Annotated in this window: 22 protein-coding genes; all 22 read right to left on the minus strand. The window is 30.1% G+C overall.

Annotated elements, in window-relative coordinates; all coding sequences use genetic code 11:
• Nucleotides 1–21: 21 nt before the first annotated feature.
• The 22 genes from P5P89_RS05575 to rfbA all read right to left on the minus strand — a co-directional run bounded on the left by P5P89_RS05575 (nucleotide 22) and on the right by rfbA (nucleotide 23,117).
• Entirely contained in the window at nucleotides 22–354 is a 333-nt protein-coding gene (locus tag P5P89_RS05575) for a hypothetical protein (RefSeq protein WP_278011092.1), read from the minus strand.
• Entirely contained in the window at nucleotides 355–1,122 is a 768-nt protein-coding gene (locus P5P89_RS05580; RefSeq protein WP_278011093.1) for a hypothetical protein, read from the minus strand.
• A gap of 198 nt (nucleotides 1,123–1,320) precedes the next feature.
• The gene (locus tag P5P89_RS05585) at nucleotides 1,321–2,160 is read right to left on the minus strand and encodes a glycosyltransferase family 2 protein (RefSeq protein WP_278011094.1); all 840 of its coding nucleotides are present in this window, start codon (nucleotides 2,158–2,160) and stop codon (nucleotides 1,321–1,323) included.
• 92 nt (nucleotides 2,161–2,252) lie between these two features.
• Nucleotides 2,253–2,858 carry a hypothetical protein gene (locus P5P89_RS05590; protein WP_278011095.1) on the minus strand — a complete coding sequence of 202 codons (606 nt, stop codon included), beginning with the start codon at nucleotides 2,856–2,858 and terminating at the stop codon, nucleotides 2,253–2,255.
• Nucleotides 2,858–4,858: a glycosyltransferase family 4 protein gene (locus P5P89_RS21645; RefSeq protein WP_340696526.1), complete on the minus strand. Its 2,001-nt coding sequence runs from the start codon at nucleotides 4,856–4,858 to the stop codon at nucleotides 2,858–2,860. Before P5P89_RS21645 ends, P5P89_RS05590 begins: the two co-directional genes overlap by 1 nt.
• Nucleotides 4,859–4,968: 110 nt before the next feature.
• Nucleotides 4,969–6,402: an MBOAT family O-acyltransferase gene (locus P5P89_RS05605; RefSeq protein WP_278011096.1), complete on the minus strand. Its 1,434-nt coding sequence runs from the start codon at nucleotides 6,400–6,402 to the stop codon at nucleotides 4,969–4,971.
• Between the two features lie 19 nt (nucleotides 6,403–6,421).
• Nucleotides 6,422–7,162, minus strand: coding sequence for an FkbM family methyltransferase (locus P5P89_RS05610; RefSeq protein ID WP_278011097.1), 741 nt, complete (start codon nucleotides 7,160–7,162; stop codon nucleotides 6,422–6,424).
• Nucleotides 7,149–8,564: a glycosyltransferase family 28 protein gene (locus tag P5P89_RS05615; RefSeq protein WP_278011098.1), complete on the minus strand. Its 1,416-nt coding sequence runs from the start codon at nucleotides 8,562–8,564 to the stop codon at nucleotides 7,149–7,151. Before P5P89_RS05615 ends, P5P89_RS05610 begins: the two co-directional genes overlap by 14 nt.
• Nucleotides 8,564–9,685, minus strand: a complete 1,122-nt coding sequence (neuC, locus tag P5P89_RS05620; protein WP_278011099.1) for a UDP-N-acetylglucosamine 2-epimerase — start codon at nucleotides 9,683–9,685, stop codon at nucleotides 8,564–8,566. Before neuC ends, P5P89_RS05615 begins: the two co-directional genes overlap by 1 nt.
• A gap of 9 nt (nucleotides 9,686–9,694) precedes the next feature.
• The gene (locus tag P5P89_RS05625) at nucleotides 9,695–10,735 is read right to left on the minus strand and encodes an N-acetylneuraminate synthase family protein (protein WP_278011100.1); all 1,041 of its coding nucleotides are present in this window, start codon (nucleotides 10,733–10,735) and stop codon (nucleotides 9,695–9,697) included.
• A gap of 138 nt (nucleotides 10,736–10,873) precedes the next feature.
• Complete coding sequence (locus tag P5P89_RS05630) at nucleotides 10,874–11,437, minus strand: acylneuraminate cytidylyltransferase family protein (protein WP_340696527.1); 564 nt, start codon at nucleotides 11,435–11,437, stop codon at nucleotides 10,874–10,876.
• Nucleotides 11,403–12,338, minus strand: a complete 936-nt coding sequence (locus tag P5P89_RS05635; RefSeq protein WP_278011101.1) for a glycosyltransferase family 2 protein — start codon at nucleotides 12,336–12,338, stop codon at nucleotides 11,403–11,405. The genes P5P89_RS05630 and P5P89_RS05635 overlap by 35 nt, the downstream gene beginning before the upstream one ends.
• Nucleotides 12,339–12,350: 12 nt before the next feature.
• Nucleotides 12,351–13,361: a glycosyltransferase family A protein gene (locus tag P5P89_RS05640; protein WP_278011102.1), complete on the minus strand. Its 1,011-nt coding sequence runs from the start codon at nucleotides 13,359–13,361 to the stop codon at nucleotides 12,351–12,353.
• Nucleotides 13,358–14,266, minus strand: a complete 909-nt coding sequence (locus P5P89_RS05645) for a glycosyltransferase family 2 protein (RefSeq protein WP_278011103.1) — start codon at nucleotides 14,264–14,266, stop codon at nucleotides 13,358–13,360. Before P5P89_RS05645 ends, P5P89_RS05640 begins: the two co-directional genes overlap by 4 nt.
• A complete protein-coding gene (locus tag P5P89_RS05650; protein WP_278011104.1) occupies nucleotides 14,263–15,207 on the minus strand; it encodes a glycosyltransferase family 2 protein in 945 nt (314 codons plus the stop codon). The genes P5P89_RS05645 and P5P89_RS05650 overlap by 4 nt, the downstream gene beginning before the upstream one ends.
• Nucleotides 15,208–15,250: 43 nt before the next feature.
• Nucleotides 15,251–16,141, minus strand: coding sequence for a glycosyltransferase family 2 protein (locus P5P89_RS05655; protein ID WP_278011105.1), 891 nt, complete (start codon nucleotides 16,139–16,141; stop codon nucleotides 15,251–15,253).
• Nucleotides 16,142–16,999: a hypothetical protein gene (locus tag P5P89_RS05660; RefSeq protein WP_278011106.1), complete on the minus strand. Its 858-nt coding sequence runs from the start codon at nucleotides 16,997–16,999 to the stop codon at nucleotides 16,142–16,144.
• 21 nt (nucleotides 17,000–17,020) lie between these two features.
• Nucleotides 17,021–17,794, minus strand: a complete 774-nt coding sequence (locus P5P89_RS05665) for a hypothetical protein (protein ID WP_278011107.1) — start codon at nucleotides 17,792–17,794, stop codon at nucleotides 17,021–17,023.
• Between the two features lie 93 nt (nucleotides 17,795–17,887).
• Nucleotides 17,888–19,159: an ABC transporter ATP-binding protein gene (locus P5P89_RS05670; protein ID WP_278011108.1), complete on the minus strand. Its 1,272-nt coding sequence runs from the start codon at nucleotides 19,157–19,159 to the stop codon at nucleotides 17,888–17,890.
• Between the two features lie 69 nt (nucleotides 19,160–19,228).
• Nucleotides 19,229–20,092, minus strand: coding sequence for an ABC transporter permease (locus tag P5P89_RS05675; RefSeq protein WP_278011109.1), 864 nt, complete (start codon nucleotides 20,090–20,092; stop codon nucleotides 19,229–19,231).
• A gap of 101 nt (nucleotides 20,093–20,193) precedes the next feature.
• Entirely contained in the window at nucleotides 20,194–22,161 is a 1,968-nt protein-coding gene (locus P5P89_RS05680; protein ID WP_278011110.1) for a polysaccharide biosynthesis protein, read from the minus strand.
• 11 nt (nucleotides 22,162–22,172) lie between these two features.
• The gene (gene rfbA, locus P5P89_RS05685; RefSeq protein WP_278011111.1) at nucleotides 22,173–23,117 is read right to left on the minus strand and encodes a glucose-1-phosphate thymidylyltransferase RfbA; all 945 of its coding nucleotides are present in this window, start codon (nucleotides 23,115–23,117) and stop codon (nucleotides 22,173–22,175) included.
• Nucleotides 23,118–23,153 lie beyond the last annotated feature (36 nt).

Below are 23,153 nucleotides of genomic sequence, written 5' to 3' on the forward strand. Positions count from 1 at the left end.
GCATTACAAAGGTAGAGGAGTCTAATTTTGAATTAAAACCTCCAAACCTAAAAGTAAATACATTTGTTTTTTTAAACTAAAGCCTAAATCACCTGCCGCGTATACCCAGATTGGAATTTGATATTCTGATACCCTTTCAATCCACTTTTCCAGAAAATTATCTTTATTATCTTTTAAAAAAGAAACAATATCAACTGGAAACACCGCTATATCTGCTTCTGAAAGCGAATCGGTCAAAACAAAACAAGATCTGGTTTTATCATTAGGCAAATATACCATATCAAATAAAAGCGGAAATATTTTTTTCCTGTTATCAGCTTTTAAAAAATTACTATCTGTGTATATTTTCAGCATTTAGCCCGTTATCTTTTTAAATTGTTTATTCCCTAATATAGCAGCATATTTAGAAAAAGCACTGTTATACATTTTATCTGTTTGTATTAAAACAACTTTATCACTTTGAGCTATAAAATAAAAATCAATAAATGTTTTAGAATGATAATCACTATTTCTATTCTTATTTTCTAAATGTTTTGGCAAACCATTTAAGGTTTTATAAACCGTATTTTGTTTTATATATTGTAAAAAATATTCACTATCAGATACTATATAGATAACCCCATCACCGTATAGTTTTGCTTCATTATCAATACAATTTACAACTTTGCCAATCAACAGTTTTTTTTCATTTTCATTCAATACTAACTTTGTTGTATCTGCAAAATCTCCCATTAATGTAGTAAAACGAGTATGAAAAACTATTCGGGATTCAATAGTATTCAATATAAGTTTATTATTTAAATAAACCGAAGTTTTAAATAAAGCTTTATAATTATTTCTCCAAATCTCTTCCGATTCTTCCTTGTTTTTGTTAGGATACAGCACAGACAAATAATCGACATTTCCATATACAAAAAATGTTTTTGCTTTAGACTTTCTGATTAATTCCAAGGGATTGGCATTAAAATTATTCATCAAATATAAAATTCGGGATGAGAACAAAGAATATTTTAACTCCTCCTCCTTTATATTCCAATTAACAGCATTAGGTTCTAAAAAATCTGTAAGTTCAAATGGATGGTTAAATAAAATTTTAAACTCAAAACCTAAAATTTTGGACATTTCATAAAAAGAAATAATTCCTTTTAATCTGTCTACTAATCCGCCATGTGCTACCTTGCCATCAAAACAAACAACAATTTTTTTTCTCTCAGGTTTCTCTGAAAAGCTTATTTTTTTTATATAGTACTTATATAAAATTAAATATTTATAACCTTCAGCTATTTTTTTTTAATTGCTCTCAAATTGCCTTAAAATGTATTAGAAATTTTCTAATTTTTCACTCCATTTTAGGCTTACATTCCATTTTTCATTTAAGAATTTGTAAATGGAGTTCCACTTAAAAAAAGACTGTTTTTTCATAATTTTAAAAAAGAGTATGAATTTATAGCCTTTGATTTGTTTTTGGGTCATGTACTTTTGTTTAACATACATAATTGTTGGAGACGGTTTTGGTTGATATATTTCGTTATCCCATTCAAATTTTGGTTTAATCCTAAATCCTCCAAAAGGTGCTTTTAAGTGTATAATAGCGGGTTCGGGAAAATAAATAATATCAAAACCTTCATGACGCAACTGTAAACCAAAATCCGAATCTTCTCCATAACCAAATTCCAAAGCCATTGAAAATGAAACATTTTTCAAACAGCTTGATTTGACAAAACTATTTCCTGAGCCAAATATACCTGATTGATGAATTGTTTTAAAAACAAGTTTTTCGTTTTTTTGAATGTATGAAGTTGTTGCTGCAAATACTCCGTATTGTTCAATTTTACAAAAAATATCATTTAATAAATTTGAATCAAATCTATTATCGTCATCATTTAAGAAAACCCATTCGCTTGTAACCTGACTTAACGCTAAATTCCGTGCATTACAGGCTCCTGCCTGATGTGTAAATATATGTTTAATTAAAAAAGGCCATTCTTCTTTCGATACATAATCTAACTCACTAACACTTTCTTCAATCGGATTCTGCTCTACAATGATAACATTTTTTGGCAAATGCGTTTGTTTTGCTAAATCTTTTAAAACATCATACAAGTATTTTTTTCTTCCAATGGTAGGAATAATTACGTCAATTGTCTTTTTATCTATCACTTTCAGCTTTGACTGAACCAAGATTTCTGATAAATCAATACCAATCTTTTTTAAGTTTTTAAATCTTACAGAAAGAAATAATGGTATGATAGTTAACCTTTTTTCAAAAAATAAAAATTAAGAAATAATATAAATGTCCAACGAGTACGATAATGTTGTTTCACAAACTTAAACAAATCAAAGATACTAGCTTGCTGAACTGAAATAGTTATCTCATTATCTAAAATAAGTTTAGGTTCAGAGTAACATAATAACCCTTTTAGATAACCATTCTTTGCGACACTATTTAAAAAGTAATTAAAATTTTGATTTACTTTAATTTTATTGATAAATTTTAATAATACTGAAGCATGTATTCCACCTGCATCACTACTCATAAGCCATGTTGGATAAGATACTTTTCTATTAACTTTCAGGAACACCGATTCTTCAATATAACCAATCGATTCAGGTAAATAATCTTTAAGCTTATTGACAGTAAAAGATGCCATTATTTTATTATGGTGAAATATTTTTTCAAAAGATGTCGTATTCAAATATTCTTTTAATTCAATATGACACCAAATCAACCATTCAGATGAAAATTTCTCAGCAAGTATGAATAAGGTCTTGGAGATATTTGGACTTTCAAATGGTATTTCTATACCATCTTTTGTTACACTAATTAGTTTATTGTTGTGATGATAGATTATAATCATTATCTTAGAATTGTATTTATAATCTTAGAATAAAATTCTATATTTAATTTTACTAGTTGTCCCGTATCAAAATTATCCTCTACTCTTAATCTTGCTTTATTGCCCATATCATTTGCAAGATCTTTATTTTTTAACAACTCAACAATTCTGTCTGCATACAAATTATGATTTGAAGGATGAACCAAAAAACCACTTTCTTCATCAACAATCAATTCCTGAGCCCAGCCTATATTACTATTAACAACGGGTTTCTGCATTGCCATAGATTCAATTGTTACCATACCGAAAGTTTCTGCAAAAGTAGGAAAAACACAAACATGTGCTTTTTTAATATATTCCTGAACTTGCTGATAAGGTATTTTACCCAAATATGAAACAGCATCCAAATCTCCGCTATCTAATTCTTGTTTCAAAATCTCCCAGGTTGATTTAGAATTTGTCTGAACATCATAAGAATCACTGCCAATTAAAACCATCTGTGCATCTGGAAACTCACACCTGACTTTCTTAAAAATTGAAGGTAATTCGAGGACTCCTTTTTTTCGAATAATAGTACCTATGTATAAAACCAGCCCTTTCTGATAGACCAATGGATTAGTATTGTGAAAATCACTCAACTTCAATCCTGAATGAATTGTTTTTACTGTTTTATTTCTAATATGAAAAAGTTGTTTTGACAATTCGCCGGCAAAATGAGTAGGTGCAATAAATGCTGTAGCTTTGCCAATTGCTAATTTTTCAAACCAAAAATTTTTAAGTTTTTGCCTTCGTTTTTCTAAATGGCAAAAATAAGTATCGCTTCCGTGAAAACGAATTATCAACGGTGCTTTCAGTTTCATAAACGCTGTAATTCCTGTCCAGTCAGGAGCTTCAATTAAATCGACAGCATCAGAAACAATGTATTTATTAAGGTAATTTTGAATGTGTTTTCGGTGTAAGAACCAACCTAAGAATTTATAGTTTTGATTTTTTATCAAGTGTATCTTCACATTATCTTCCTCAAAAACAGCATCTTCTTTTTGTCCATAAACAAAAATAGAAACTTGTACTTCTGTTGTGACTAAAACATCCACAAGATTTTTAATACTTGTACCAATTCCCGCAGCATGACTTACACGTTTGTGGGGGTATTCAGGAGTTAAAAAAGCAATATGCATGTTTTTATTTCTTAAAAAATCTTTTAGAATTCTTGCGGTGAATAACCTTGCACCAGCATCGTTCATATGCCCGCAGGAAGAGAAATATTTATTATCCACAACCACATTTTCATAATTATGAATTTCGGGATACGCTTTTTTTACTTTATCAAAGTAATTCATCCCAGCAACATTTTCACACATTGGAGTCATTATTGCAATAAATTTAATATTGTTTGCTTTGCAAGTGTTTTTTATTTCTTCATAGTATTTGTTATGAGGCAAAGGATTAAGGTTTACAATATTATTTTTCATATTGCCTTTTGTATTTCCTAAAGAATAATAGCCTCCATCTTCTAACAATTTTGATTTTTTCTGAATCATACTAAAAAACACCTCTCTTATTCCAATTTTTGTTTCATATTTAATATAACGATAAAATGGGATATAATACAACTCATTAAAATCTGTTTCGTTTTCAAAATGCTTTCTCACAATTTCTGAACTATGTATGTAAGGTAAATACTTTGCAGAGACACCTTCTGACTGATGTTCGTTTGATAAATTCAAATCAGACTCTAAGATCAGTGTTTTAATTTTATAATTACGCTCGATCATCAGCTTCAGAATTAAAGATGCTTCAAACAAATGTCCGCCACTCATTCCGTAATTATATGTTTTTAGCCCCTTTTGTTCAAACATTGCGCTAACAAAGTGATTATTTGCCCTTGATGATCCCAGAATTACTACATCATAATTTCTATTTTTAGAATTGTAAACAAAGTCAATTTTATTACGTTTATCAGATGCTAAATAAACACTAGTATAAAAATAATCTAATAGTACTGCTGATAGCAGCGTCATAAATCCTATTTTTATAATAAATCCTAAAAACTTTTTCATCTCTTTAATTCATTATTTTTTTAAACACGCTATACTTCATATCATCCAACAAGAAATTAGAAAGATAAATCCTAAAACTGAAAATATATAAACTCTTTGTAATCTGAAAAGGTGCCGAAAGCTATTATAGTAAATATTGCCAAAGCAGCTTTTAGCAAACTTCTTTTTCCTGAAATGGGTTCTGTTTTATTACGATTGTTCCATTCCACCAAAACAAATAATGCGATCATTAAGAGCAATTCATAATTATAACGTTCATTAGCTAAATACTGAAAACTAAAATCACCGTTTAAAAGTATCCGTTTCAAATACAAAACAGCATCTGTTATGGTCTTTGCCCTAAAGAATACCCAGGCAACACAAGTAATCAAAAAGGTTGAAAAAATACTTAATAATGTTTTTACAGAATCAAAATCCCACTTTAATTCTATTGGTCCCATATTATCTCTGTTGCTGTTGGACAAAAGCAAAGGCAAAAAATAAAATGCGTTTATAAAACCCCAGGCAATGTACGTCCAATTGGCCCCATGCCAGAAACCACTTACCACAAAAATGATAAAAGTATTTCTAATTTTCATCCAAAGACCGCCTTTGCTTCCACCTAAAGGAATATACAAATAATCGCGAAACCAGGATGAAAGTGAAATGTGCCAGCGGCGCCAGAACTCAGCTATATCTCTTGAAAAATAAGGATAATTGAAGTTTCGTAGTAAGTCTAATCCAAACAATTTTGAAGTTCCCAAAGCTATGTCTGAATAGCCTGAAAAATCGCCATAAATCTGAAATGCGAAATAAACAGCTCCTAAAATTAATGAGAAGGTATTCATTGCCGTATAGTGATCAAAAATTGCATTGGCATAAGTGGCACAAGTGTCGGCAATTATTACTTTTTTTACCAATCCCCAAATGATTTGGTAAATTCCCTCTTTCGCTTTTTCAAAATTAAACTCTCTTTTTACTTTAACCTGAGGAAGTAAATGCGTCGCTCTTTCGATTGGACCGGCAACAAGCAGAGGAAAATAGCTTACAAACAATGAATAATCTACAAAATTATATTCTGCTTTAATTCTTTTGTAATAGATATCAATTACATAGGACAGTCCATGAAAAGTGTAGAATGAAATACCAACCGGAAGAATCACATTTAACAGAAATGGGCTTACTTTAAATCCAAAAGAAGTGAACATTTGTGCAAATGAAGAGGCAAAGAAATTATAGTATTTAAAAATTCCTAAAAAGCCTAAGTTTACTGAAATACTAAGCCAGAACCAAAACTTTCTTCCTTTTTCGGAGTTACTTTTTTCGATTTGAATTCCGGTAAAATAATCCAGAAATGTAGAGAAAACTAATAAAAATAAGAATCTCCAGTCCCAGCAGGAATAGAAATAGTAACTGGCAACGATTAATAGAGTATTTTGCGTGTTTTTATTTTTATTAAAAACAAACCAATAAAGAAAAAAGACTATCGGAAGAAAAACAGCAAAAGTTATGGAGTTGAAAAACATATTATTTAAATCGTCAATTTTACAGTTTTATATCCGGACTTATAAACACTGCATCACCGTATATTAACTGCCCCTGGTCTGATATACTCATATTATATAAGGAATAAAGATAATATCCTTTTGAGTGGAGATAAGTGCTTATATCATGAAAAAGTGGTTGCTTATCATATAATTCTACAAATTCAACCTCAATAAATATTAAATCTATCTTTCTACTCTCTAAAGCTTTTTCGGCGCCTTTTAGCACCATTAGATCTGCTCCCTGAACATCTATTTTAAGTATATTAATTTTTTCAATTTTTTCAACCAGACAATAATTATCAATTGTATTTGTCGAGACAATTATTTTCTCATTCGTATCATAAATACTTGTCCCCTTATCCTCACTTTTTGCCGATTCAAGCAAAGAATTCGTTAACAGTGAATTATTTACATGAAAAGAAGCCTCTCCAATGTTCGAAGAAAGCGCTGCATTTGATAATTTTACATCGTTCCTCCCTGCATATTTTTTTTGAAGTCCAGCATATATCCCTGGAGTTGGCTCAAATGAAAAAATTGTGCTTTTAGGAAATGCTTTTTTATAGCGTTCAATACTCCTGCCATCAAAAGCCCCGACATCAAATATTATTTGATTTTCAACTTTGTTAAATAATTTATTTTTTATTAAAAAGGGATCATTCCACTTAAAAGCGTAATAAACATATGGTGTGATTCCAATTTTCGCTAATCCTTTAACAATAGCTTTTCTAATTTTTTTCATTATGTTTTTTACTTAAAATAGCTTCAATATTTTCCCAAATTCTAATAGAAGCATCTTCAGGCGGATCCTGATTAATTATTTTAAACCAGTTTTGGGCATTGTTAACAATCTCATTTTTTTGTTCTAAACTAAGTTTAATTTTATCTGCTATTTCATCTTTAGAATTTAGCCAAATCACAGCTTTTTTATCAGTCATAGAACGAAAATGAATATAATTATAAATTTTAGAAACCGACCATTTTTTGTCTATCTTATTTGATACATCATAATTAACAAATGCACATGGCTTTTTGAAACATGCATAATCAAAAACCATTGATGACCCTAAATTAATAACCATTTCAGTATGACATATTGTATTAACCTGAAGTAAATTATCTCCCCGAGTTGGCAAAACAGTATTCCATCCTTCACCTATCTTTTGCCATAAAGGAGCAATTGGCGTAATAATATCTTTATTTTTTTCTAAAATAAAATCATATCGATCTGAGAAATCTACCGGACATCTTCTGAAAATAATTCCGAGGGAATTTCCCTGAGAATTTAATTTACGAACCGCTTTGGCAACATCATTCAAATACTGTGGGTCATCTGGACAGGTTGTAATATCATCACCTGAATAACAAATGTATTTTTTATCTAAATCAAGTTGATGCTCTTTAAAAAATTCTTCTTTTGAGATCAATTTGAGTTTATCAAAATGAAACTCAAATTGAGGTGTTCCAGTAATAAAAACCTGACTTTCTTTAATATAAGGATAATATTGTAGTAATTCTTTTTTCATATGCTCACTCCAAACAAAATAAAAATCCGTTTCGACTACCATTGTTGCTTTTGGTACGTTATCCCAGGAAAAAATAAATGTTGCTGTAGGAATCCCTAACTTTTTTGCTGCCAATAAAGGAGCAATTGCCAAGACAGGACGTTGATTGGTACAGAAAACAAAATCTGGTTTTTCTTTTTGAAGTATTTCAATACAAGTATTGTAATATGGAGTACTGCTTTCTAAATTTTTAATTTTTTTTCGAATTTTTTCCAGACCTCTGTAAGAAGAATGAGTCGCAATCAAAAATTTAGCAGCCAGATTTTTGAGTGCAGGCCTTATTTTATTATATGTGAAAGGAAATCTATAAGTATCATAAACAGTATCTTTTTGAGCTTTAATACTCAAATTAAGTTCGATGTGTTTACGAGCGTTTTTATAACTATCTGTTAATAGATTTGATTTCGCACCATGAATTTTAATTTCATCAAAATCTAATGAAGTTAAATCAAATGGGGTATTATTCCAATATCTAATATCAAAATTTTTCTCCAATCCAATTTTATAAAAATTTGAAAAAGCAAAATTTCGCAATCCTATTCCGTCTGGCAATAAAATAAAAATCTTTTTGTTTGGCATTAACTGTCTCTAAATTGTTTTTGTTGATTGAGTTTCCAAATATCCGATTTTTGGAGACATTGAAGAAATAATCCCGCACTATTTCCTTGTCCAAAATCATTATTAGACTGTTGTATTCTGTGTTGGCTTATTATGGACAATGCTTCATTTATACTTTTCTCAGAATAATCAACATTAATTATATCTGCATGAACTGATCTATTTTGCTGACGAGTGCCAATATTAATAATGGGAATACTATAATAAGGAGCTTCACGAATGCCTGCACTGCTGTTCCCTATAATAAACTGACTATTTTTTAATAATGTTAAAAAATATTCAAATCGAATTGATGGAAAAATTCTGAACCTCGCATTATCTTTTAACTTTTTGTAAGCGTTAATAATAAACTGACTCCCTAAATCATTGTTTGGAAAAATAACTACATAATTATGATTGTCTTTTAATAAGCAATCGACAAAAGTGTTTACATACTTCTGCATAAACTCAAATTCAGTAGTTACTGGATGGAACATTACAATTCCAAACTCCTGAAATGGAATTTCGTAATATTCTTTTACGATATTCAACTCCGGTAATTGGTCGGAAAACATGATATCAATATCAGGAGATCCAATAGTAAATACAGATTCTTCTAATTCTCCCATTTGGATAATTCTTTTTTCAGCTTCTTTATTTGATACAAAATGTATGTGGCTTAATTTACTTACACTATGTCGAATTAATTCATCAACTGTTCCTGAAATTTCACCTCCTTCTATATGTGCAACCAAAATATTATTGAGCGAACCTACAATTGCTCCGGCAAGTGTTTCTACACGATCCCCATGAACAACTATCATATCCGGCTTAATTTTTTTGCAATAACCCGACAAACCTTCAATAGTTTTGGCAAGAGTTAAGTCCATTGTGGTTTCGTGAGTATGATTTTCAAATGTAAATACATTTTTAAAATTACTGCGTTCGATTTCTATAAGGGTATATCCATATATTTTCTGTAGATGCATCCCTGTTACAAAAACAAAAGACTCAAAATCAGACTGTTCTTCAACAATTTGAATTAATGATTTTATTTTCCCAAAATCGGCGCGGGTTCCAGTTAGAAAAAGGATTTTTTTCATTTAAATACTTTAATCGAAATCCGAAAAATCTAATTGTTCATCATCATTAATGTCCCTCGCAGCTCTTTTACCTATCAAATCGTTAAAATGTTCAGCCAGGATTTTACCTGTTCCCGGACGTTTCACCCAAATATTTTCCTTAGATAATTTTTCGCCCTTTTTAATTTGTTTTATAGCACAGACAGTCGCAAATGCAAAATCAATTGTAACTTGTTCTTCCAGAACTGGCTTTTTAGTCCCTCCTCGCATCAAAGCTATTTCTGCACTTGAAATAATCAATTCCTGACATACTTTTTCATCCATACTGCATATAATGTCAGGACCTGTTCGCTGCATATGATCTGTAAAATGCCTTTCTAATATGCTTGCGCCGAGGGCTACCGCTCCCAAACAGGCATTATTATTTAAAGTGTGATCAGATAAGCCAAAAACTTTATCTGGAAAAGCCTCATGCATCTCTATCATAGCACCAAAACGGACCAAATGAATAGGTGTTGGATATAAGTTTGTTGTATGCAATAAAGCAACAGGAATATTATGTTCATCAAAAATAGCAACTGCTTTCTGAATACTTTCAATTGTATTCATTCCGGTGCTCAAAATAACAGGCTTCCCAAAAGAAGCAATATGTTCTAACAATGGATAATTGTTGCATTCCCCAGAGCCAATTTTATAAGCAGGTATATCAAAATTTTTCAAACGGTCTGCAGCAGCACGCGAAAATGGCGTAGAAATAAAAATCATTCCTTTGCTTTCGACATAATTTTTGAGTTCTAATTCATCTGCTTCATTTAGCGAACATCTTTCCATGATTTCATATATAGAAACATCAGCATTACCAGGAATCACTTTTTTTGCAGCTCCGCTCATTTCATCCTCAACAATATGAGTCTGATGTTTGACAACTTCAACTCCGGCTTTATGGGCTGCATCTACCATTTCTTTGGCTACTAGTAAAGAACCTTCATGATTAATTCCTATTTCGGCTATAACCAAAGGTGGATAATCCTGACCTATTTTTCTTCCTGCAATTTCTATATATGGATTCATAAAATATATGTTATGAGTTTTTTGATAAAAGATATTCAGCATACTCAAAATCTTCCTGGGTATCGATATCTACATTGGCAAAAATATGATTTACTTCGAATGGAAAAGCATTTTCTGGAATAATAATATTATCTAAAATCAACTTTGCTTTTGTGATATAAAGTAATCCGTTTTCAAAAACAGAGGTTCCAAGTCCTGGCTTCTCTGTCCAATTGTATAATTAAAAGGAACAAACTTATTACCTGATAATTTACCAAATTTCTGATGATTCCTTGAAATACTAAAAAGACTTTCATAATTCTCTTTTTCATAAATATCAAAAGCCTCTTTTAATAAATTTTCTGGTCGTAATGGGTTTGTAGGCTGCAAAAGAATAACATTTTCTACAGCAACGTCGATTTGCTCTAATGCATTTTTAAGAGCAGAAACTGTTGGCTCTAAATCTCCTGATAAAGATTGCGGCCGGTCAATTATTTTAGCGCCAAACTGCAATGCTATGTTCCTTATTTCCAGATCATCTGTTGAGACATAAATTTCATCAATGATATTCCTATTCTCCTGAGCATATAAAATACTATGAGCAATTAATGGACTTCCGCTCAATAATTTTATGTTTTTTTGGGTAATCTTTTCGATCCGCCACGTGCCGGAATGATGGCAATAGTCTTCATCTACAATCAATTTTGCTTTGTTGTAACTCATCTTCAGGTTTCCAATATAATTTTGCGTCCGCCAATTCCTGATACCTTCTGTATTCTGCTTTTGTTAGTCGATTTCTATTATCTATAATTTTAGGAAAAGCGAAAAGCAAATCTTTCATTGCTAACAAAATAGATTTTAATGCATCCCAATCTCCTTTAAAAACCTTTAATTTTAATTGTATCCAAATAGAATGTGCCATTATCCTTGGAATAAGGATGACCGGCAAAAATAAAAAATACAAATACCATCCTGAGCGTAATGAATTTCTTAGTCTAACACCATAATCTGAAGCTTTTTTTCTGTCTTTTAAACTTACTCTGTGATTTACCAAAACATAAGGCAAATAGTGAATTTCCCATTTCTTTTTGAACAATTGATAGGAGGCAAAATTCTCTTCCCCGTAAAAAATAAACCATTCCGGATAATTTGGTATTTCCCGCCAGGCTGACATTCTCCATACATGGCCACAACCCACAAAACTTTTCATACGGACAGGCAAGTCATTTGAAAATATATTTTCAGGAGTTTGCTTTGACCAAAATACTCTAAACCCGAGTAATCCGGCCTTAGGATTTTGATTAAAGAAATCAGCGATGATTTCTAAGGGCTGCTGCGTAATAAAATGGGCATCATCATCCAATGATATCGCAAATTCGGCTTTTGTTTCATTTAACATTTTATTTCTACAATACAAATATCCCCTTGAAACTTTATTGGAATGCAAAATAATGGCAGGATAATTCCGGGTAATATAATTTGTAGTGTCATCACTAGAACCATCATCAACGACTACACATTCAACATCTGGTCGGTCAATTAAATGCTGGATTTTCTTAAGAGTAAATACCAAATCATTTAAACGATTCTTAGTGGTTATCAAAATTGAAAATTTCTTAGACATAGCTTTCCATTATTAATACTTCGCAATCATTGATTCTGGTAGTTTTTTCCATTTCAGAAAAAGCTTTACCGTCAGTTTTACTGAAATGAATTTAACAAAAATCCTATTTTTTATAAAATAGAAAATACTGTTTATTTCTTTTCTTTTAGGAAAGTTATATGAATCCATATTATTTTCCTGTTCCTGAATTTGTGTATTATCCATCCAGTCTTCTAACGTATTTCCCATATGATACGCGTAGTTATCATAAGTAGTTAATCGCCAATAATCTTTTTTTAATGGAAGCTTATCCAAATATCCTTCACTATTTCCTCCCATTTTATAGCCTATATAAGTAGTAATATTTTCAAAAATATCTTTTTTATAAGTAGCTACGAAATGTCCGGAACCTATTAAAACATTCAAATCCGCATTAATTTTCAATCCTAATGTATATTCAAGATAATCGTGATTGTAATTTCTATCCCAGCCGATACTATCATAAAAACGAACCAAAGCTTCTTTGTTTTGAACTGGCATAAATTGAAGTTTTGAACTGAATAAAGTATCAAACAGTACATTTCCGCAATTACTTTCATAAGTCTTGAATTGGGGTACAATGCCAACTACTCCGGTTTTAGGAACTTCTCGGAATACTTTTACCGTTTCTATTTGCCAATTGGGGAGGAAAAAAACATCCGAATCTGAAATGGTAACCAATTCGATGCTATTACCAGCTAAACCTTTAAGAATAGCATTTAACTTCCCAATATTTTCGGTATGAATAAGTTCCTGAATTTTATTTTCCTTAAAAAGTAAATCCAGATAGGCTGAAACTATGTCGTCACTTCCGTTATTGACAATAGTAATAAAAGTTTTATTGTGAACCGTTTTAAAAAGAGACTCTAAACATAATTTCAAAATGGCAAAGCTATCCTTGAAATAATTGTCCTGATTCGGAATATATACAGGTATGATGACCTGATGTAAAAAAATCGATTCTTCCTGTATCTTATCTTTATGTGGATTATATCCTACTCTCATTTAAAAAACCTTCTGCAACTTTTAAAAAAACTATTAAAAAACATACTTAGAGTTATTGTCAAAATACCATAAAAACAACATAAAATCATAAGATTAATTTTTTTGCCTTGCTTAGCTAGTTTGAAGAATAAAATGTATTTATTAACAAACTGCTTTCTGACAATCATTAAATCTTTATCGCTTAAATTATTTTTAGCCAATTTAAAAACTAATTTATTAGATAAAATTCTCGATTCTAAAGTAGATATTTTATCTAAACCATTTATACTATTTTGATGTAGTCTAAAATAATACAAAACAACAGCTAATGGTTTATAGCTAATGGAAAAAGTAAGTAGTCTGGAATAGAATTCCCATTCTTGTTTTCTTTGTAAATCTTCATTAAACAAAGGAATATCTATCAAAAAGTCTTTTTTAAACATTGGACCATTGGTATGAAAATTTGCTTTTCCGATAATGTGATCCAACAATATATGGTCGCTTTGAATTTCATTCCAGTGGTGTATCACATTATCTATTGTATTTCTGTATTCTATACCTTCACAAACTACAAAATCAACATTATGATTTTCTAAACATTCTGCCTTTAACTTTAATTTGTCCTTATGCATCAAATCATCACTGTCAAACCACTGAATATAATCTCCTTTACACAATTCAAATCCAAAATTTCTGCAGGCATTCGCCCCTTTCTTTCTGTTTTGTGGTCTGTAGTGATACTGAAATCTCTTATCTATTAAAATATATTCATTAACCACCTGATTCGTATCATCTGTTGAGCCATCATCAATAATAAGGCATTCCCAATTTGAGTAAGATTGCTCCAATACACTATTTAAGGTTTCACCAATTAAAAGTGCTCTATTATAAACCGGTATAATGATTGAAATTAATTTATCAGTCATTTTTTAAAGAATTTCATATTTTTTATTCTTCTAAAAAAAGGGAACGTTTTATAAACTCTTTTTAGCAGCAGCAAAGAAGGATGCCTTACAACATTTGAAATCCAGAAAATAAAATCAGAATTTAATTTTTTATCATTTAAAACTCTGTTAATCCATACTTTTTTCCAGATTAAATCAATTCGTTTAAGATCTATTTTATTTTCAAAACACCAATTCAAAAGAGATTCATACATTCTTAAGTTATTAACAATGTACATCTCCTTGTCCCTAAAGGAACTATTTGTATTATGAACTCCTCTCATTGCTACAGGTTCACTGATATTCCCCGATTTCAAATTAATTTTAAGAGCCATTTTTAACCATAACTCTGTATCTTCAGCCACATCTAACAATTGATTAAAAAGACCAGTCTTTTTAAAAGCACTTTTTTTTACTGTTAACCCAATTCCTGAGAAATATCCAAAATGACCTATTGGACCTATTTTTTCAAACAAATTTTTAGGAGAGATTACTTCTTTTAACGTGGTTAATTTTAGTTTTTCTCTTTCTATAGCTGTAAAATCTCTGTAAAAGTGAGCACTTATAGCGTTATAAACACCATCTACAGATTCATCTTTTAATAGTTCTATATCATTTTTGAATCTATTAGGCAAGTAATAATCATCAGCATCAAGAAATGCTATATAATTTCCTTTTGCATTTGTAATCCCGAGATTTCTTGTTGCTGAACGTCCATGATTTTTGCTATCAGGATGCCTTAGTATTCGGATATTTTTATTTTCATTAGCAATATTTTCACATATAGAAAATGATGAATCAATGCTGCCATCATCAATAATAATGATTTCTATATCCTCCGGTTGTTCCAAAACAGAATTTATTGCCTTTCGGATATATAATTCTGAGTTGTAAACGGGTATTATTACTGAAATTAGAGGCATAAAATATATTTAATCTTCATCATAAAAATATTCTCTTTCAAAATTATAATTGAAAAATATAGATAAAAAATCTTCGAAAAAGCTTAAATATGTGAACAATGCTAAAATTTCTAAAATATAAGTTAAACAAAATTAACCAGTCATCTATTTTTAATTTTCTGTTTCTTTTCATGGCTACTTCATATCCATTTAGTATTGATAGCCTTTGGGTTTTATTAAAGAATTGGAATTTTTTAAAAATAATATAGCGAGAAAACTCTTCAGATGCCATATGCTTTAATCTGCTATTTTCTTGGTTTCCTGAAATACTTAAACCAGAAACCCTAATCGAAACTATAGCTTCGTTTATGGAATAAATTAAACCGAAATTTGAAAATTCTAAAACAGCTAAAATATCTGAACACCAGGCTAAAGGGAAATTCTTAAAACCGATTTCAATAATCTGACTTTTTCTAAAAACATATTCACTTAATGAGTTTCTTTTTTTCTCTTTAAATAAAAAAACAACTGAAGATTCTTTTTGAGGATGATAATAAACATTTGATGATACATCTCCATTTTCATCTATTTTACAACTTGCAAATCTAATTACATTTTCTGATTTTGCTTCCTTCAGATTTGAGTAAAATGTTTCAACTACATTTTTATCCAAAACATCATCATCACCTAAAATCATCACCCATTCTTCCGTATCTGCAAGTTTTATACAACGTTCCCACTGTTGAGTTAAAGAAGTTCCGCCTAAATTTGTTTCAAACCGATTGTAAACTAAATCAAATTTATTGGCATAATTTTCCAGCAAATTTTCCGGCGATTCAGGGCTTGCATCATCACCAATATAAACTTTGAAACGCTTATCAGTTTGTATGGCCAGAGATGCTAAGGTTTCTTCAAAATATTTTATTTTAAAATAGGGAATAACTAAAGCAAGCATTTATTTGAAAACTTTATTAAGAAGCGCTTTTAAAATCTTTTTCGGTTCTATATAGATTAATTTTTGTTTATTTTTCTTCGAATATTTATCTATAAATTCTTCAATAGAATCAGATTGAAGAAACTGCAACTCATTCCATACTTCAGGAACTAAAGGATGTATATTTCTAAAATCCTTATAATTTGTACTATTTAAAGAGTCCCAAAGAGCCAAAAAATTTTTAGTATCAAAAGCATCTTTATGTCCCCAGTTTTTTATTTTAAAACTAATCTCATTTTCAGAACGCGCCCATGATTGATGTATTGCAGCAATATTTGTAAAATGATTTCTTACATTGTTATTGAACCTCGCCCCTATGTATTTAGGAACATTTGTAATAAAAGGAAATTTTTCATTATTTTCAATATATAAAAAGCCATCAGGAAGTTTTTTAAATAATGTAATTAATTTACCTCTAAATACAATTGGTGTTTTTTTAGGTAATAAATTTAGATACCAATATTTTTTCAAGTAATGAGATACTTTTTCAAAATCATAAATGTATTCATCAACGTCCAATTGTATTAACCAGCCTTTACCCATCCGTTGTGCCAACATATTACGCTCTCTTGTTTCACACATTGAAGGTGAAAAATCTGGTACATAAAATGAATCAAAATAGTATTCAATTTTATTATCAGAATCAAAAGCTTTTAATTCATCGAAAAAAGTTTGCGGTAATTCAAAATCATTTCCGCTCCATGTTTTTAAGTCTTTATCGATGGCAAGATAGATTCTGTCAACATTATTATATAATTGTTTAAGAGAAGTCAATAAAAAGCAATAGTCATAAGAAACTAAGTATCCAACTTTTATCATTATTTAAAATTTATCTTTTTTTCAATCGCCTATTAATAAAGTATTTAAAATATATTTTTTTAGGAAATTAATTTTTTTAGGAAAATTGATATGTATATAACTTACTTTTTTGCTTGTAATCCTTAATTTATTATAATTACGCATAAAACTATCGACTCTTTTTTCAAATAATTCCCCCCCATACTTTGGATATCTTTCAGAATCAATATGATATTCATTATAAATAGGCTTTTTAAAATCAATGCATTTAATTAAAAAACATTGGTCAGAAAATCCATACCCAATATAAAAGTCATCTATTTCAGAAATAGACGACTTTTTAGCATATTCATACGCAAAATTCCAAGCTGGATTTGCAACAACAATATCATCTCTTTCATTAAAAATCTTGATTGCACTATCTATCCAATTTACATTACTATCTTCCAAAAAAGAATCACTCGAAAAATGAAGTAAAAATTCTGTTTTGCATAAATAAATACTCACTAGTTCAGATATTGAATAATAATAACCTCCAGCAAAAGAGTCCTTTTGAATACCAAAATAATTTAAAACTTCATTAGCATAATCTTCAACTAAGAAATAAGCATCTAAAACACCATTTAATACTTTTTTCTCTGCGTATTTTTTAACCTTTTCAACATTAGTAACATTATTAATTAATAAAATGCGGTTTGTAAACTGATAATTGCATCTCTCAATAATTTTATCAAGATAATTGCCTTTTAAAATATATTCCCAATCATTTTCATAAACTTTTATTTCAAAAGTTACATTACTTTTATTATTGCCCATGACCTACAAACAAGTTTACATTAACTTAAAACATTCAAAATCAATAGTTATTTTCCTTTTTTTATTCCTTTTTAAATCTTAGTTTTTGAATTCTTATAATTTTTTTAAATATGAAAACCAATTAGGGCGACAAACTGAATTATATTCTGGATGATTTTGTATATAAAATTTATTTCCCAATTCACTTTCAGATAAAACACTAAAAGTAAGTTTAGATTTATCACTTGTAAACTTTTTTACATTGTGAATGGACATATTGAAATTTACTTCATAGTCACCCGTCGCTAAGCTGTAAGGCGGTATCGCAAAAGATATGGTATAGTTCCCTTTTTCAAATTTCTGATAATTATTATAATCATTATACAGCATCCCAATAATTGGCCCTTTAGACACTGAAGCAATAGATAAACCTATAACTAAATCATTAAAGTTTTCATTTAAAATAAAACTCATAGTAATATTAATAGTGTCAAAATTCATAAACACAGCAGATTTGGATTCTACAAAAACTTCTGTGGCTATTAATTGTACCGTATGATCTCCATCAATTCCTCTCCAACTTAATTGTTCTACATCTGATTTTAAATAATGTCCAACACTTTCATTAATTCCACCTTCAAAAACAACTTTTCCATGCTCCAAGACTAATCCTCTAGTACACAAACCCTTTACAGCTGCCATATTATGGCTCACAAAAAGAACCGTTCTCCCTTCACCTTTCGAAATGTCCTGCATCTTTCCAATGGCTTTTTTTTGAAATTCGGCATCACCTACAGCAAGTACCTCATCGACAACCAAAACTTCAGGTTCTAAAAAAGCAGCTACTGCGAATGCTAAACGTACCGTCATTCCGCTGCTATATCGTTTTACAGGTGTATCAATGTAACGCTCACAACCTGAAAACTCTATAATCTCTTCCAATTTTGAGCTTATCTCTTTTTTGGTCATTCCTAAAATGGCTCCATTTAAGAAAATATTTTCACGCCCAGTCATTTCTCCGTTGAATCCTGTACCGACTTCTAAAAGCGAAGCAATTCGACCACGTGATTTAATGCTTCCGGTAGTAGGTGCGGTTACTTTTGATAGAATTTTTAAAAGTGTTGATTTTCCTGCTCCGTTTTTGCCAATAATCCCAAGTACTTCCCCTCTTTCTACTTCAAAATTAATGTCCTGCAATGCCCATACATAATCTGATGTCCCTTTTGTAGATCGGTCATTGGTGTCACCTATCTTTAAATACGGATTTTCTTTACCCCGTATCTGATGCCACCAACGATTCAGGTCATGACTTAAAGTGCCAGTGCCAACTTGTCCTAAACGATATTGCTTAGAAATATTTTCAGCTTTTAAAATTATATCTTTCAATTTAGAATTGTATTAAGGTAAAAAATGTTATTCTGGAATATATTAAAATTGATTTTTAATATTATTTCTTTATACAGTATCTATAAAACTTTTTTCAGTTCTATTAAAAATCAAAAGACCTGTAAAAAATAATGTTATAGTAACGAAAAACGTATAGAATAATCCAAATATTGAAATTTGCCCTGTACTTAAAAGCATATAGCGGGAAGTTTCGATAATGTATGCCAATGGATTATACTCTACTAACCAGCCAAACTTAGGCAATTTGTCTTTTATCAATGCCATTGGATACATTACAGCAGACAGATACATTAATAATTGTATTCCAAAAGTAACAAGATGGCTAAAATCCCTGTATTTAGTAACCAATGATGAGATTAGCATTCCTAAACCCAATCCTAAAATCCCCATAACAGCGATTAAAACCGGGAAAAATAATATCGAAATATTCAATACTAAATTATACCCCTGAAAATAATAAAAAAAATAAAATCCTATAAATATTAAAAATTGAATCCCGAATTTAATTAAATTAGAAATTACAACTGAAAGCGGCGTTATAATCCTTGGAAAATAAACCTTGCCAAAAATGTAGGCATTGGATTTGAAAGTATCAGAAGTTCCACTAAGACAAGCTGTAAAGTAACTCCAAATTGTAATTCCTGCCAAATTAAATAAAAATGGAGGTATTGTACCTGTGTTAATTCCTGCTACATTATTAAAAATTATAGTAAATGTCACAGATGTAAACAAGGGTTGTATCAAATACCAAAGGGGTCCTAAAACTGTTTGCTTATAAACTGTAATAACATCCCGTTTTACGAAAAGAAATAATAAATCCCTGTATTGCCAAATTTCTTTAAAATTTAGAGAAAAGAAGTTATTTTTCGGTGTTATTTCAAACAACCAATCTTTGTTATCTGTATTATTCATTTTGTAATTAACAGGATTTTTACCCGTTTAAAAAAAGGTTAAAAAGCAAAAAGGCGTTTTTCTATAAAAAACACCTATTTATATAATATTAATCAAACTGTTTATTTATCCAAAACTTCAAAAGTAGAATTCATACTTTTAAATTCAGGAACTATTTTTTTCATTTTACTTACTATTTCATCATTAGTGTAAAAATTTGCAATTGCTATGAGTTCTTCAATTTCAGAATGTAAACTTTCATATTCATCCTGGATTTCCTGTGCTATCATAATTTTATTATGATAAGTAGGCAACGTTTTAGAAGTATCGTTTAGCAGTTCTTCATATAATTTTTCACCTGGCCTAAGACCAACAATTTTTATTTTTATCTCTTTCTCAGGAATAAAGCCCGCTAACTTAATCATTTTTTTAGCTAAATCAATAATCTTTACCGGTTTTCCCATATCAAATATGTAAATTTCGCCCCCATTTCCCATTGCTCCTGCTTCCAAAACCAACTGACAAGCTTCAGGAATAGTCATAAAATAGCGAATAATATCCTGATGGGTAATTGTTACCGGCCCTCCTTCTGCAATTTGTTTTGTAAATAGAGGTACTACTGAACCATTAGAACCTAAAACATTTCCAAAACGGGTTGTAATAAACTTAGTTTTACATTCTGGCTGTTCTCTTTGATTTTTTAAAAATAACGACTGTACATATTTTTCAGCAATACGTTTACTGGCTCCCATCACGTTGCTAGGATTTACAGCTTTATCAGTAGAAACCATGACAAATTTCTTTACATTATACTTACAAGACAAATCTGCTAAATTTTTTGTTCCCTTAACATTTGTAAGTATTGCTTGTGAAGGATTTTCTTCCATCAAAGGAACATGTTTATAAGCAGCCGCATGAAAAACTACCTGTGGCCTAAAATCAGCAAATACTTTTTCTAAAGCTTTTTTACTTTTAACATCTGCAATAACTGCTCTTATTTTAGTTTGAGAGTCTAGTGCAAAGGTTTCTAAACATAAATTATGCAAAGGAGTTTCTGCATGATCTAAAATCACAATTGTTTTGGGATTAAAGCCTAAAACCTGTCTTACAATTTCACTTCCAATTGAACCAGCCGCACCGGTAATGAGTATAACTTTATCCTTTAATTGTTTAGATATTGATTTACTGTCTAATACAATCGGCTTTCTTTCTAACAAATCCTCAATCTGAATATTCTTTACTTTTTGAGAAATTTCTTTTTGGTTTTCCCAATCAGAAATTAACGGCACTGTGTATACTCTATAATTGAATTCCAAACATTGGTCAACAATAATCAACTGTTCATCTTTAGATAAACTTTTGTCTGCAATAATAACACCCTCTGCGGCAACGGAACGCATTAAAGCAGGTAATCTTTTCTTTTGAATCAATATAGGCAAATCCAACATTCTTTTAGATGCATTCTGGCTGTTTTTATCTACAAAACCAACTATCTTAAATCTTGAAGGAGTTTCAAATTTTAGTGCATTTGCTACAGAAATTGCGTTAGCATCTGTTCCATAAATAACCGTCCGAATTAATTTTGAATCAGTTTTTTCAGAAAAATAAATTTCAAAAGTCTGTTTTACAACTACTCTATATAAAAATAATCCACAAAAAGACAGTACTAAGTTTATAAAAAGTGCTGTATTTAAAAATGCCTTATGTCCAGAATATAATTCAAAAACTAAATTAATAATCAAAAAGAAAATTAAAACTGAGATTTGAGAAAATAACAGCTTTATTGCATCTATATATGAAGAGTGCCTAATTATTCCTGAATATGTTCTAAAAAGCCAGAAAAAAAACACATTAACAATAATAAGACTTGATATAAAATAAAAATGATATGAAGTTACAATATAACCTATGGCTGTTCCTTCAAACAACATATAAGTAAATGTAAATGAAAATAAAAGAACCATTATATCAATCGCAACAATAATCCATCTTGGCAGATAACTAAGATTATTAATGTTTGCCTTAATATTTCTTGGAGAAAATTTATTATACAACAAAGCTGCTATTTCAGTTAATGGGTTTGTATCCAAGCTAGTTATTTTTAGTATTGAAAATTTACACTTACAAAAATACTAATTAATGGTTTTAAAAATCCTTTTAAAATTAAAATCGGTTTCCTTTTTTTCTGCCTTAAAAATTCCATTAGATAAGAACCATATCCTGATTTAATCAATGGTAAAGCAAGTTCTTCTAGTTCTCCATCTGAGATAAACCCTTGTCGCCACGCAATTTCTTCAATGCAACCTACTTTTAATCCCTGTCTTTCTTCTAGAACCTGAACAAATTGTCCCGCCTGCATTAAGCTATTAAAGGTCCCTGTATCAAGCCAGGCTGTTCCTCTGCTTAAAATACCAACCTTTAACAAACCTTTTTCTAAATATGCTTTGTTTACATCGGTGATTTCATATTCACCTCTGGCACTTGGCTTAATACTTTTAGCAATTTCTACAACTGAATTATCATAAAAATATAATCCCGGAACTGCATAACTTGATTTTGGATTTTGAGGCTTTTCTTCGATAGAAATAGCTTGTAGATTTTCATCAAATTCTACTACTCCATACCTTTCGGGATCAGAAACATGATATGCAAAAACTACAGCTCCGTTAGGCTTTGTATTTGACTTTAAAAGTTCCTGCATATTAGATCCAAAAAAAATGTTATCTCCCAATATTAAAGCTACATCATCATTGCCTATAAACTCTTCACCGATTACAAAAGCCTGAGCCAAACCATTTGGGACAGCCTGTTCCGCATAACTGAATTTACATCCTAAGTTAGAACCGTCTCCTAACAGTTTTTTAAAATTAGGTAAATCGTGAGGTGTAGAAATAATCAATATTTCATTTATCCCCGACATCATTAGTGTTGATAATGGATAATAAATCATTGGTTTATCATACACTGGCATCATTTGCTTGCTCATAGCTAGTGTTAATGGATGTAAACGGGTGCCGGAACCTCCCGCAAGTATAATTCCTTTCATAAGCTAGTGTTATTTATATACTAAATCGTAATTTCT

The organism is Flavobacterium gyeonganense, assembly GCF_029625295.1.
Lineage (GTDB): Bacteria > Bacteroidota > Bacteroidia > Flavobacteriales > Flavobacteriaceae > Flavobacterium > Flavobacterium gyeonganense.